Raw genomic sequence first — 13,306 nt, forward strand, 5'->3', positions numbered from 1 at the left:
TAAAGATGGAGGTCAGGTCAAATGGATAAGACAAAACAAGTAAATCAGAAAACGGGCTTGCTCAGTCAGCCGAAAGCTGTATGGGCTGTCGCGTTTGCCTGTGTGATTTCCTTTATGGGAATCGGGCTGGTCGATCCTATTCTTCCGGCGATTGCCGCACAATTACATGCTTCACCTAGTGAAGTATCACTCTTATTTACAAGTTATTTGCTCGTTACCGGATTTATGATGTTTTTCTCAGGAGCCATTTCCAGCAGGATCGGCGCAAAATGGACGTTAATTCTCGGACTTATTTTTATTATTGTCTTTGCAGCGCTTGGCGGAAGTTCAAGCTCAATTGCTCAGCTTGTCGGCTATCGCGGCGGCTGGGGACTAGGTAATGCTTTATTTATTTCAACAGCGCTTGCGGTCATTGTCGGCGTGTCTGTCGGCGGCAGCGCTCAAGCAATTATTTTGTATGAGGCAGCGCTCGGACTCGGGATTTCAGTCGGACCGCTTGCAGGCGGAGAGCTTGGAAGCATCTCATGGCGCGCGCCGTTCTTCGGGGTATCGGTCCTGATGTTTATTGCGTTAATCGCGATTTCTTTCATGCTGCCGAAATTGCCGAAACCGGGGAAACGTGTTGGGGTATTTGACGCCATGAAGGCACTCAAATATAAAGGCCTGCTGACAATGGCGGTATCGGCTTTCTTATACAACTTTGGATTTTTTATTTTGCTCGCTTATTCTCCGTTCGTTCTGGATTTAGATGAGCACGGTCTTGGATATGTCTTCTTCGGCTGGGGCCTTCTGCTGGCCATTACATCAGTCTTTACCGCGCCGCTCGTGCACAAAGCGCTGGGCACAATGCGTTCCTTGGTTGTTCTCTTTATCGCCTTTGCGGTCATTCTGATCATCATGGGGATCTGGACAGACCATCAGACTTTGATTATTACATGTATCGTTGTCGCTGGTGCTGTCCTTGGTATGGTCAACACGATCATGACAACCGCTGTGATGGGGGCTGCGCCTGTTGAACGATCAATCGCGTCTTCAGCCTACAGCTCAGTCCGCTTCATCGGCGGCGCGCTCGCTCCGTGGATTGCGGGAATGCTGTCAGAACACTTCACCGCAAGCACGCCGTATACAGTTGGCGGTATCGTCGTTTTTGTCGGCATGCTTGTCCTTCTTATGGGACGTAAACATCTTGCTGGAATTAAAGCAGGGCATTAATAACGAAAGACACTGCGCATATGCAGTGTCTTTTTTAATCATGGAACCTTCCCATTACAACCATATTGTAGTAGTTTCCGTCAGAAAGCAATTTCTCCTTTTTTAAGATTCCTTCTGCTTCAAATCCGTATGTCTTATATAGTGAAATGGCCCTTTCGTTTGTTTCCAGGACATTCAGTGAGATTTTTTTCATTCCGTTGGTGTCCGCCCAAGAGAGAGACTGCTGTAAAAGATGCTTCCCGATGCCATAACCCCAAAATTCTTTTAACACGCATACACCGAACTCCACTTTATGAGAGGACCGCTTTAAATCAGTACCCTCACATCTGGAAAACCCCGCGAGCCTATCCTGCACTTCAGCAACTAAAAATAAATTTCTCTTCTTCTCAGTATCTTCCTTTATCTGTTGTTCAAAACCGGGTGCATCTATGAAATCCTCACCCTTCTCCCGATCCATGTATTCCGTTTCTCCATCAATTTTCAGCCTTAATGCAGACAGCTTCTGTGCATCCTCTGCACGAGCTGATCGAATGGTGTATTGAAGTTCATTTACATTGAATTCTTTTTTGCCGATGATCATGATATACCCCTTTACTATCAGTAAGTATTATTCGTTATAATGGCATCATAATCAAATTGGTGCAGGAAAGGACAGCCTTTATGACACAATTTTACTATTTAACGGCTAAAACGCCTTTAGAAACCGGTTTTTTCGGTCAGCAAGAACGGCGTTCACGGAAAGGGCATCCGCTTCGGTCAGGCATCGACGCGGCGGGCATTTATCTTGAAGAAACTGAGGATGTATCCGTTCATTTGCGATTGCCATATCAGGTGATGGTTCATGCTGAAGAGGGGACGTTTGCCATGGATAAGGCAAAGCCTGACGAATATGATCAGAAGTGTTTACAGGTGCTCTATCATTACATACACGGCGTCATGAAAAACAGCTTTTCTGTCGAGTGGTTCACCGCATGGGCTGATGAGGAAGACTTTGAGCTGTCTGCCAAAAGAGAGCTGACACTTGATGAATTCACCTCGCCATTGCAGCTCATTTTAAAAGACAGAGAGCTATTGAGAATCGTTCAGAAAAAATGGCAGTAAAAAAACCCGCCCTTCAACAGGCGGGTTTTCTTCGGTTTAAAGCACTTTCGTCGTCCAAGACTCGCAGTTCCATGTTTCTGTCGCGATATCCATATAGAAATCAGGCTCATGAGAAATAAGAAGAATGGAGCCTTTGTATTCTTTAAGGGCGCGCTTGAGTTCTTCCTTGGCGTCAACATCCAAGTGGTTTGTCGGCTCATCGAGCACCAGCAGGTTGGTTTCCGAATTGATCAGCTTGCACAGTCTGACCTTCGCTTTCTCGCCTCCGCTTAAGACAGAGACGCGGCTTTCGATATGTTTTGTTGTCAGTCCGCATTTTGCCAGAGCGGCGCGGATTTCATACTGGGTATACGAAGGGAATTCGCTCCAAACTTCTTCAATACACGTATTGTTGTTTGTTTCCTTGACCTCTTGCTCGAAATAGCCGGTAAAGAGGTGCTCGCCTCGTTCAACAGAGCCTTCGAGCGGCTGAATCTCACCAAGCAGGCTTTTCAGCAATGTCGTTTTCCCAATCCCGTTTGCGCCGTAGAGGGCAATTTTTTGGCCGCGCTCCATGCGGAGGTTCAGCGGACGGGAGAGCGGGGAATCGTAACCGATCACGAGATCCTTCGTTTCGAAAATCAGCTTGCCTGACGTTCTCGCCGGCTTGAAGTGGAATTCCGGTTTTGGCTTTTCTGCCGCAAGCTCGATCATATCCATCTTATCGAGTTTCTTTTGGCGGGACATCGCCATGTTTCTCGTGCTGACGCGGGCTTTGTTGCGGGCAACAAAATCCTTCAGCTCTGCGACTTCCTGCTGCTGCTTTTTGTAGGCTGCTTCAAGCTGCTGTTTCTTCACCTCGTAGACTTCCATAAACTGATGATAGTCACCAACGTAGCGTGTCAGCTCCTGATTTTCTACATGATAAATCAGGTTGATGACACTGTTTAAGAACGGAATGTCATGGGAAATCAAGATGAACGCATTCTCGTACTCCTGCAGGTAGCGTTTCAGCCATTCGATATGCTGCTCATCAAGGTAGTTGGTCGGCTCATCGAGAAGCAGGATTTCCGGTTTTTCCAGAAGCAGCTTGGCGAGAAGCACTTTTGTGCGCTGCCCCCCGCTCAGATCAGTAACGTCACGGTCAAGTCCAATATCACTCAAGCCAAGTCCGCGGGCGATTTCTTCTACCTTGGAATCAATCACATAAAAATCATTGTTTGTCAGCGCGTCTTGAATCACACCGACGTCTTCAAGAAGCTTTTCAAGCTCGTCAGGATCAGCTTCACCCATTTTGTTGTAAATCTCGTTCATTTCTTCTTCCATCGCAAATAAGTAATGGAATGCGTCTTTCAGCACATCACGGATGGATTTTCCTTTTTCCAGCACGGTATGCTGATCCAGGTAGCCGACACGGACATTTTTTGACCATTCGACTTTTCCTTCATCAGGTTCAAGCTTTCCGGTAATAATATTCATGAAGGTCGATTTTCCTTCACCGTTTGCGCCGATCAGACCGACGTGCTCGCCTTTTAAAAGACGGAAAGATACATTATTAAAAATGGCCCGGTCACCGAAGCCGTGGCTTAAGTCCTTTACAGATAAAATACTCATGTTTACACCTCTATCGTTATCAAACACGCACAATCGGCGTGTAATATTCACCCTTTTGATTATAAAGGAGGAAGTCGATTGTTGAAAGGCATAGGAAAGGAAAAGAAAAATTGCGTTCCGCGCGCTGTTTTGAGATACTATGGAATAGATTTTAAGAATCGAGGAGAACAAAATGACGCAAACTTGGCCATTTTTACATAATGCACAATCATTTATCAAAGAGAATTGGAACGCTTCAGGCTTCCAAGAGCCGACTCCTGTACAGGAGCAGGCAGCCGAACTCATCATGGAAGGTAAGGATGTCATCGCTGAATCGCCGACAGGAACGGGTAAGACGCTTGCCTACGCACTGCCGGTATTGGAGCGCATCAAACCTGATCAGAAGCATCCGCAGGCTGTGATTTTAGCACCTTCACGTGAGCTGGTGATGCAGATTTTTCAGGTGATTCAGGACTGGAAAACGGGATCAGAATTACGTGCAGTTTCCTTAATCGGCGGGGCGAATGTGAAGAAGCAGGTCGAAAAGCTGAAGAAGAATCATCCGCATTTGATCGTCGGGACGCCGGGCAGGGTGTTTGAGCTGATTCAAACGAAAAAGCTCAAGATGCATGAAGTAAAAACGATCGTACTTGATGAAACCGATCAGCTTGTCCTGCCGGAGCATCGTGAAACGATCAAGCAAATCATTAAAACGACATTAAGAGACCGCCAGCTTCTTTGTTTTTCTGCCACACTGAAGAAAGAAACAGAAGATGTGCTCCGCGACATGACGAAAGAGCCTGAGGTTCTGAAGGTAGAACGCAGCAAGGCGGAAGCGGGAAAAGTGAAGCATCAATACATCATCTGTGACCAGCGCGACAAAGTGAAGCTGCTGCAAAAGCTTTCAAGGCTTCAAGGCATGCAGGCGCTTGTGTTTGTGAGAGATATCGGCAACCTGAGTGTGTATGCGGAAAAGCTGGCGTACCATCATGTTGACCTTGGCATCCTTCACAGTGAGGCGAAAAAAATGGAGCGTGCGAAAATCATTAAAGCATTTGAGCAGGGCGAGTTCCCGCTGCTTTTGGCAACCGACATTGCCGCGCGCGGTTTGGATATTGAAAACCTGCCGTATGTGATCCACGCCGATATTCCTGATGAAGACAGCTATGTTCACAGATCAGGGAGAACAGGCCGTGCCGGAAAAGAGGGCAACGTGCTGAGTCTCGTTACAAAACTGGAGGAATCAAAGCTGAAGAAAATGGCGAAGAAGCTTGGCGTGGAGCTGAGTGAAGCTGTGTATGCCGGCGGAAAATTGAAGACGAAATAAAAAGGAGGGCAAAAGCCCTTCTTTTTTGTTGTAAAATAATAGAAAAGGTTTCGCGCGGGGGTGGGAAGATGGTTTCAATAGACAGATTTCAAGTAGTGAAGGAGCCAGAGCTGAAAATCCTTGAACACTGGTTTGAACATGAAGATACCAGGCGGAGAATGGATGGCATGCTGCCATTAGATGAGTGGTATGCACGAGTAAATAAAGATGAACAGGATACTGTCATCATGGCATATGATGGACAGCTGCCAGCAGGGATGGCCGTTATTGAGTTCGGGGAGGAGTGGACGTATATTGGATTGATCGTTAATCCTATGTACCGGCTTCAAGGGTACGGAAAACGGATATTGCAAAAACTGCTGACCGAACCTGATTTTACTAGCGTGCGGGAATGGGTGGCATGCATTGAAGAAGACAATCAAATCAGTTTAGCTTGCTTTCAAGCAGCAGGTTTCACTTTGGAGGATACGGAACCAGATGAAGATGGTTTTCTTACGCTGATTCTTCGTAGCTGACCTCATATAAACCCAAAAGGAGGGCAAAAAGCCCTCCCATTTTCATCTTCAGCTCGGATCGCTGACTTTGATCAGCTGTTTTCCTTTATTTTCTCCTTTAAATAAGCCAAGAAACGCATCCGGAATGTTTTCGAAGCCTTCAGTGATGGTTTCCTCATAATGAAGCTTTCCATCTCTCAGCCATTCCGCCAGCTGTTTTGCGCCTTCAGGAAAACGATCGGAGTAGTCGCTTACGATAAACCCTTGCATCAGCGCCTTCGTTTTGATTAGCTTGGATTGGGCGCGAGGGCCCATGTCATCCGCTTCGTTTTCCGCGTTGTAGGAAGAAATGGCGCCGCACACCGGAATGCGGGCAAACTCATTAAGGAGGTTCATGACCGCATCTGAAATCGGCCCGCCGACATTGTCAAAATACACATCGACACCGTTCGGACAAGCGTCAGCGAGCGCTTTTTGAATATCATCTGCGGTTTTGTAATTAATCGCTTCGTCAAATTGCAGTTCATTCTTTAAGTAGTCAATTTTATCATCAGAGCCTGCGATCCCGACGACGTGTGCGCCTTTGATTTTGGCGATCTGTCCGACAGCGGAACCGACAGCCCCTGCAGCTCCGGAGACAACCACGGTTTCGCCTTCCTTCGGGCGGCCGATGTCCAATAAGCCAAAATAAGCCGTCAAACCGGTCATTCCTAAAATGCCGAGATACGCTGAAGCAGGAGCGAGACTTGTATCAATTTTTCGCACGGCGGACTCGCTGACAGCGGAATATTCCTGCCAGTTCAGGTTTCCGATGACGATTTCACCTTGTTTGAGCTTATCTCCGTCTGACACGACTTCAGCAATGACACCGCCTGACAGCGCTTCGTCTAAGGCAAATGGCTCTACATATGACTTCGTGTCTTGCATTCGCCCGCGCATGTAAGGATCGACTGACACATAGAGTGTTTTGACAAGCACCTCACCTTGCTTCGGCTCAGGAATGGATATCGTTTCAAAGCGGAAGTCTTCGTGAACAGGCACCCCTTGCGGACGTCTGGCTAATTGAATCTGCTGTTGAGCTATTGTCATATTCATCCTCCTATCATTTGATTGACACCAATGTAACACGGACAAGTGATGAAATACAAAAAGTAAGCCGCATAAAAAAAAGGAGAGGGTATCCTCTCCTTTTTCATCACGTCCGTAGTTTCGGGCACAGTCCCATCGGCAGGCACATCGGCTTCTGGTCGATCGGGCTTCTCATGATGCAGCATTCCAAGCCGAAGACTTCCCGGAAAAACGGCTGGGTAAAGACGTCTTCCGGTGTTCCGGCATTGTAGATTTTTCCGTCCAGTACACTGATCAGATAGTCAGCATATTGAGCGGCTTGGTTTAAGTCGTGAAGCACCATGACAACTGTGCGTCCATGATCCCGGTTCAGCTTTTTCAGCAGCTCCAGCACCTCAATTTGGTGAGAAATGTCCAAGTAAGTGGTCGGTTCATCGAGCAAGAGCAAATCAGTGCCTTGTGCAAGCGCCATGGAAATCCAGGCTCTTTGTCTTTGACCGCCTGAAAGGGCATCAAGTGTCCGATCCTTCAGCTCATTCATCCCGGTTGCGTCAAGCGCCCACTCTACCATATCGTGATCCTCTTGCGTATGCTTGGATAACAGTTTTTTATGAGGATGTCTGCCGAAATAGCATAGTTCCTGTACCGTCAATCCTTCTGGCGCCTGAGGAGACTGAGGAAGAATCGCCAGCTTTTTAGCCACTTCTTTGGACGGCTGGCGATGAATATCTTTTCCTTCTAATAGAACCGTGCCGCTTTTTGGAGCCATCAGCCTGGCAAGCGATTTGAGGATTGTTGATTTTCCGCAGCCGTTGGCGCCGATGAGCACAGTGATCTTTCCTTCTTCAATCTTTAAATCGACTCCGTCAATAATCACTGTGCTGTCATATGAAAGAGTGAGCTGGTCTGCAGCCAGTTTTCCCATGGTATCCTCTCCCTACTGTTTCCTCGCTTCGAATTTCAATAAATATAAAAAATAAGGCGCGCCGATCACAGCTGTCAATATGCCGGCTGGTATCTCAACCGGAGGCATGATGCCGCGTCCTAATGTATCTGCGATTAGTAATATAATAGCACCGATTAATGCCGATGCAGGCAGTAAATATTTAGCTTTTTCTCCGGCAAGCCTTCTGGCGATATGCGGAGCGAGCAGCCCGATAAAACCGATTGATCCGACGACGGCTACACAGCTCCCAGCCAGCGCAACTGCGGTGAAAATCAGAATGAATCTCAGCCTGTTTGCGTTTTCGCCGAGACCCTGCGCTAGCTCATCTCCGAGTGACATCAAATCCAGCTTCGGAATGAGGATGCAGACAATCGGCAAAAGGACAAGAAGCCATGGCGCAAGGAGCTTGACTTCTTCCCAGTTTCTCCCCCAGAGGCTGCCTGTCAGCCAAATGAGCGCTGCATTGACGTCCCCCGGAAATTTGACCATCATATATTGCATGCCGGCGTGGCAGACCGCGCCTAAGGCAATGCCTGATAAAGCCAAGGAAGAAGGCTGAATGCTTTTTTTGCGGGCTATCATAAATAATATTACCGCAATAATGGCTGCTCCGGCAAATGCGGAGAACGGCAGCACGTAGACCGGAGACTCAGGGAAAATGAGAATAACGGCCATGGCGGCCAGTCCGGACCCTTTTGAAATTCCGACAACGTCCGGAGACGCAAGGGGATTTCGGATGACACCCTGCAAAATGGCTCCGGCAGCGGCCAGTCCGGCGCCTGCCAAAATCGCCAGTATAATGCGGGGGAGCCGGTACTGCTGAATAATAAACTCGAAGGAATGATCCATCCCTAACAGATTCGTAACCACCGCATCAGGTGAAATATACAATGCCCCGAAGCCGATGCTGATCACGGACAGCACTAGCAAGATGACAGCCAATATGAGGATGGCCAGCAAGGGGCGTTTTTGTTTTCTGGTTGATTTCTTCATTTCAGATTTCGCCCTTTCCTTGCTAAATATAAGAAAAATGGTGTGCCGATAATGGCGGTGACAATGCCGACCGGGGATTCATAAGGGAATGCAATCCATCTGGCCAGGACATCTGCGTACACCAGTAAGATGGCGCCGAACAGCGCCGAAAACGGCAGCACATATTTGTAATTTTCTCCGATCAGCTTGCGGACGATATGCGGGACGAGCAGCCCGACAAAGCCGATTGGGCCGGCAACCGCCACAGAAGCGCCGGAAAGAATTAAAATAATAAAGCTGATCAGAATCCGCATGCCGTTCATGTTTTGCCCGAGTCCTTTTGCCGTTTCATCACCGAGTCCGAGAACAGAAACGGGACCTGAAAACACAAGGGCAAGTCCAATGCCGATGACAGAAAATGGGGCAATGGTCATGACGTCCTGCCAGTTGCTGCCGTCAATCGCACCCGTCATCCAATACAGCACATCCTCTCCCGACTCATTTAAAATAATAATCGCCTGTGTCATGGAGGACAGGAACAAATGCACCGCCATTCCTGACAACGCCAGTTTGACAGGTGTCATTCCACCGGAAGAGGCAATCATATACACAATTGCGCCGCCTGCCGCCGCACCTGCAAAAGCAAACACGACCGATGAGTAGGACGACGCCGGCAGAATGACGAGAGAAGCAACGACAAACAGCGATGCACCCGCATTCACACCGAAAATTTGAGGTGAAGCCAGAGGGTTTCTTGTCATGGCCTGCATCAGCGCCCCAGCTACAGCCAGGCTGGCGCCGACGAAAACACCGATTAATGTGCGGGGGAGGCGAAGAGTAGAGATGATAAGCTGTTCTTTTGATCCGTCCCATACAAAAAGATATGTCAAAGCATCAATGATGCCGATGTCTGAGGCGCCTACTGAGAGATTCAGCCCAAGCCCGAAAATAAGGATGATCAGTGCAATGATAAAAACCATTAATCTTGATGATGAGCGCCGTTTGGCTGAGTAATACAACAGTCTCACTTCCTTGCTGCGTCTGTTTGCAAAAACGAAGAAGCAAGGATTCTCCTCGCTTCTCTTTTGTTTTACTTATTATACACTTTTTTGAGCACGTCTTTGGCGCTTGTTTCACTGGACTTGATTCCTCTGAATCTTGTCCAAATGTCGCGGTCTGCATCGTAGATTTGTCCGTTTTTCACCGCTTTTAGGTTTTTCCAAAGCGGATTCTTTTTCCACTCATCTACGATTGTTTGACCCTCGTTGGCTGAAATAAACAAAATATCAGGATCGATTTTGCTTAACTGCTCGAGGCTGACCTCTTGATACGCGTTATCTGACTTCAAGGCGTGCGTAAAGCCGAGCATGCTGAAGATTTCTCCGTCATAAGAAGATGACGTATGAAGCTGGAAGGAATCGGCTCTTGCCACTCCGAGAACGATGCTGCGGTCTTCATCTTTCGGAAGCTCCGCTTTCAGATCGTTAATGACCTTTGTATGGTCGGTGAGTTTTTCTTTTCCTTCTTTTTCTTTATTTAATGCTTTAGAAATGGTTTTGAAGCTGTCCATTGTTTCATCATAAGTCGCTTCCCGGCTTTTTAATTCAACGGTCGGCGCGATTTGTTTCAGCTGTTTGTAAATGTTTTTATGGCGTTCAGCGTCAGCGATGATTAAATCAGGCTTCAAGGAGCTGATGACCTCAAGATTCGGTTCGCTTCGCGTGCCTACTGATGTATAATCAATCGAGCTGCCAACCAGCTTTTGAATCATGTCTTTTTTGTTGTCATCGGCGATGCCGACCGGCGTGATGCCGAGATTGTAGACAGCATCCAGGAATGAAAGCTCAAGCACAACGACTCTTTTAGGTGTGCCGGTCACTGTTGTTTTCCCGTCTTCGTGCTGAATGACTCTTGAATCCTTAGATTTGCTTCCGGCTTTGCTGCCGCTGTTATCCTGACTTGATGAACAGCCGGATATAAGGAAACAAGCGATTAATAAAACACTGATGATGGCAATAAACTTATTAGGATAGGTGCGCATTTGTTTTCTTCCTTTTTTTCTGAATTTAATAATGAGAATCATTATCACAAATAAACACTATAATAGTATGGCTTTCTATGTCAATATTTTTTAAATAAAGAAACAGAAGACCTCTGCTTTATGTTTTTTTGATGTAAGCGTCATCTGGCACAAATAAATCGTACACAGCATCGCCATGTCTGTGGGATAAAAACGAACTGGCGTTGGCTTTAGAGGCTTCAAGCATATCTCTGCTGACATGGGGAAGGAGAACGCTGAGATAGCCGGACAATTTTTTTTCTATTTCTTCAGAGATCGCAAATTCAATGTCACCGATATTCATAACAATAGAGAAAACAAAGTCAATATCGATGTGAAATGTTTTCTCGGCGAAGATGGCAAGCTGATGAATGCCTGCTGAATAGCCGACACGCTGATGGAAGACCTGTTTTACTAAATCACTCACAACCCACGCATTGTATTGCTGTTTTGGTGAAAAGTATTGCATTGGACATACCTCCTGCTTGTACGGATAAAGATGGCGATTCAAAATCGGACACTCCGTGCAGCGGTTTGATTTAAGACTATTCTGAAAATACTATGTTCCTATCACTTTACCATGATCAGAAAATAAATATCTACTACCATTCTTCCTGTTTTTATGCCTAATGCTCTGGATGCTGTTTCATAGAAACAGGATCGGGTATAAACATAACATAGAAATGATGAAGGAGGAATTAGAAATGAAACCAGTTGTAAGAGAATATACAAACGACGAACAGCTCATGAAGGATGTAGAAAAACTACAGCAAATGGGTGTCGCAAAAGAGGATGTATACGTCTTAACTCACGACGATGACAGAACGGAACGACTGGCAGACAACACCAATGCCAACACGATCGGAGCCAAAGAAACAGGTTTCAAACACGCGGTAGGGAACATGTTTAACAAAAAAGGGGACGAGCTTCGCAATAAAATTCATGAAATCGGTTTTTCAGAAGACGAAGCGGCTCAGTTTGAAAAACGGCTCGATGAAGGGAAAGTCCTTCTCTTTGTGACAGACAACGAAAAAGTAAAATCTTGGGCGTAATGCAGGATTGTAACCCCAAAAGGCGATTATCGTCCTTTTGGGGTTTTTTATTTTTGCGGTCTTTGCGGTGTTTTTTTGCAGGATACCGCAATAATAGGCGGTACATTTTCGGTTATGGATGTCCATGAATTTGCTATTATATTTTTGTGAGAAAATGGAACAAATTCTCACAAAATAGAAAATGGGGGTTCATACTGAATGAAAAAAGTGATGTTAGCTACGGCTTTGTTATTAGGCTTGACTCCGGTTGGGGCGAACGCAGCGGATTTGGGCCATCAGACGTTAGGATCGAATGATGGCTGGGGAGCGTACTCGACTGGCACAACAGGCGGATCAAAAGCCTCGTCATCCCACGTATATACAGTCAGCAACAGGAATCAGCTCGTTTCGGCTTTAGGCAAGGACACAAACACAACGCCAAAAATCATTTATATCAAGGGAACGATTGACATGAATGTCGATGACAATCTGAAGCCGCTTGGTCTGAATGATTATAAAGATCCAGAGTACGATCTGAACAAATATTTGAAGGCTTATGACCCAGGCACATGGGGTAAAAAAGAACCATCCGGAGCACAGGAAGAGGCCAGAGCACGCTCACAGAAAAACCAAAAAGCACGCGTGATGGTGGATATCCCTGCAAATACGACGATCGTCGGTTCAGGGTCAAATGCTAAAATTCTGGGCGGAAACTTCCAGATCAAGAGCGATAACGTCATTATCCGCAATATCGAATTCCAAGACGCATATGACTATTTTCCGCAATGGGATCCGACTGACGGAAGTTCAGGAAACTGGAACTCACAATATGACAACATCACAATAAACGGCGGTACACATGTATGGATCGATCACTGTACATTTAATGACGGTTCCCGTCCAGACAGCACCTCTCCAAAATATTTTGGAAGAGAATATCAACACCATGACGGCCAAACTGATGCCTCTAACGGCGCTAACTACATTACAATGTCTTATAACTTCTATCACGATCATGATAAGAGCTCCATTTTTGGATCAAGCGACAGCAAAACTTCTGATGACGGCAAATTAAAAATCACACTGCATCACAACCGCTACAAAAATATCGTTCAGCGCGCACCGAGAGTCCGTTTTGGACAGGTACACGTTTACAACAACTATTATGAAGGCAGTACAAGCTCTTCCAGTTATGCTTTCAGCTATGCCTGGGGAATCGGAAAATCATCTAAAATTTACGCACAAAACAATGCCATTGACGTTCCGGGATTGACCGCTGCTAAAACGATCAGCGTATTCAGCGGAGGAACGGCCTTATATGATTCCGGCACATTGCTGAACGGTACGCAGATCAACGCATCGGCTGCAAACGGGCTGAGCTCCTCTGTCGGATGGACGCCATCTCTGCACGGAACAATTGATGCTTCCGCGAATGTGAAATCGAATGTTATATCTCAAGCGGGCGCGGGTAAACTAAATTAAGTAGAAAAAAACACAAAGGGTGCTCACCTTTGTGTTTTTTTA

13 protein-coding genes and 1 pseudogene are annotated in these 13,306 nt (G+C 46.5%); 6 read left to right on the forward strand and 8 right to left on the reverse strand.

Translation table 11 applies throughout. The annotated features are described in order from the left end of the window. The first annotated feature begins 21 nt into the window (after positions 1-21). Positions 22-1,212 (forward strand): MFS transporter, encoded by a 1,191-nt coding sequence (locus NSU16_RS04000; RefSeq protein ID WP_339192151.1) that lies wholly within the window; start codon positions 22-24, stop codon positions 1,210-1,212. Between the two features lie 34 nt (positions 1,213-1,246). Here the strand turns inward: NSU16_RS04000 and NSU16_RS04005 are convergent, their stop codons facing one another. Beyond that, on the reverse strand, positions 1,247-1,792 hold the full coding sequence (locus NSU16_RS04005) for a GNAT family N-acetyltransferase (RefSeq protein ID WP_339192152.1): 546 nt from the start codon (positions 1,790-1,792) through the stop codon (positions 1,247-1,249). Between the two features lie 284 nt (positions 1,793-2,076). Between NSU16_RS04005 and NSU16_RS04010 the strand changes: the two are divergent. Beyond that, positions 2,077-2,230 (forward strand): annotated as a pseudogene (locus NSU16_RS04010) (hypothetical protein). Between the two features lie 119 nt (positions 2,231-2,349). Here the strand turns inward: NSU16_RS04010 and NSU16_RS04015 are convergent. Continuing rightward, positions 2,350-3,906, reverse strand: a complete 1,557-nt coding sequence (locus NSU16_RS04015; protein ID WP_010333348.1) for an ABC-F family ATP-binding cassette domain-containing protein — start codon at positions 3,904-3,906, stop codon at positions 2,350-2,352. 172 nt (positions 3,907-4,078) lie between these two features. Between NSU16_RS04015 and NSU16_RS04020 the strand changes: the two genes are divergently transcribed. Both NSU16_RS04020 and NSU16_RS04025 read left to right on the forward strand, forming a co-directional pair. After that, positions 4,079-5,212, forward strand: coding sequence for a DEAD/DEAH box helicase (locus NSU16_RS04020; protein ID WP_326201238.1), 1,134 nt, complete (start codon positions 4,079-4,081; stop codon positions 5,210-5,212). Between the two features lie 68 nt (positions 5,213-5,280). Continuing rightward, the gene (locus NSU16_RS04025; protein WP_339192153.1) at positions 5,281-5,727 is read left to right on the forward strand and encodes an N-acetyltransferase family protein; all 447 of its coding nucleotides are present in this window, start codon (positions 5,281-5,283) and stop codon (positions 5,725-5,727) included. A gap of 48 nt (positions 5,728-5,775) precedes the next feature. Here NSU16_RS04025 and NSU16_RS04030 read toward each other — a convergent pair whose 3' ends face one another. From NSU16_RS04030 to NSU16_RS04055, 6 genes are all read right to left on the reverse strand, one after another. Further along, positions 5,776-6,795: an NADP-dependent oxidoreductase gene (locus tag NSU16_RS04030; RefSeq protein ID WP_339192154.1), complete on the reverse strand. Its 1,020-nt coding sequence runs from the start codon at positions 6,793-6,795 to the stop codon at positions 5,776-5,778. Between the two features lie 106 nt (positions 6,796-6,901). Further along, the gene (gene yfmF, locus NSU16_RS04035; protein ID WP_010333352.1) at positions 6,902-7,699 is read right to left on the reverse strand and encodes a Fe(3+)-citrate ABC transporter ATP-binding protein YfmF; all 798 of its coding nucleotides are present in this window, start codon (positions 7,697-7,699) and stop codon (positions 6,902-6,904) included. A gap of 12 nt (positions 7,700-7,711) precedes the next feature. Further along, positions 7,712-8,713 carry a Fe(3+)-citrate ABC transporter permease YfmE gene (yfmE, locus tag NSU16_RS04040; RefSeq protein ID WP_339192155.1) on the reverse strand — a complete coding sequence of 334 codons (1,002 nt, stop codon included), beginning with the start codon at positions 8,711-8,713 and terminating at the stop codon, positions 7,712-7,714. Continuing rightward, entirely contained in the window at positions 8,710-9,711 is a 1,002-nt protein-coding gene (gene fecD, locus NSU16_RS04045) for a Fe(3+) dicitrate ABC transporter permease FecD (RefSeq protein ID WP_024120546.1), read from the reverse strand. The genes yfmE and fecD overlap by 4 nt, the downstream gene beginning before the upstream one ends. A 71-nt stretch (positions 9,712-9,782) precedes the next feature. After that, positions 9,783-10,733, reverse strand: a complete 951-nt coding sequence (locus tag NSU16_RS04050; protein WP_339192156.1) for a Fe(3+) dicitrate ABC transporter substrate-binding protein — start codon at positions 10,731-10,733, stop codon at positions 9,783-9,785. A gap of 118 nt (positions 10,734-10,851) precedes the next feature. After that, positions 10,852-11,220 (reverse strand): DUF3212 family protein, encoded by a 369-nt coding sequence (locus NSU16_RS04055; protein WP_010333356.1) that lies wholly within the window; start codon positions 11,218-11,220, stop codon positions 10,852-10,854. A 235-nt stretch (positions 11,221-11,455) separates the two neighbouring features. Here NSU16_RS04055 and NSU16_RS04060 point away from each other — a divergent pair, with 235 nt between their 5' ends. Together NSU16_RS04060 and NSU16_RS04065 are read left to right on the forward strand one after the other, a co-directional pair. Further along, positions 11,456-11,803, forward strand: a complete 348-nt coding sequence (locus tag NSU16_RS04060) for a general stress protein (RefSeq protein ID WP_010333357.1) — start codon at positions 11,456-11,458, stop codon at positions 11,801-11,803. 198 nt (positions 11,804-12,001) lie between these two features. After that, a complete protein-coding gene (locus NSU16_RS04065) occupies positions 12,002-13,264 on the forward strand; it encodes a pectate lyase (RefSeq protein ID WP_339192158.1) in 1,263 nt (420 codons plus the stop codon). Positions 13,265-13,306: the final 42 nt, after the last annotated feature.

The organism is Bacillus sp. FSL K6-1003 (assembly GCF_037964945.1).
Lineage (GTDB): Bacteria > Bacillota > Bacilli > Bacillales > Bacillaceae > Bacillus > Bacillus mojavensis.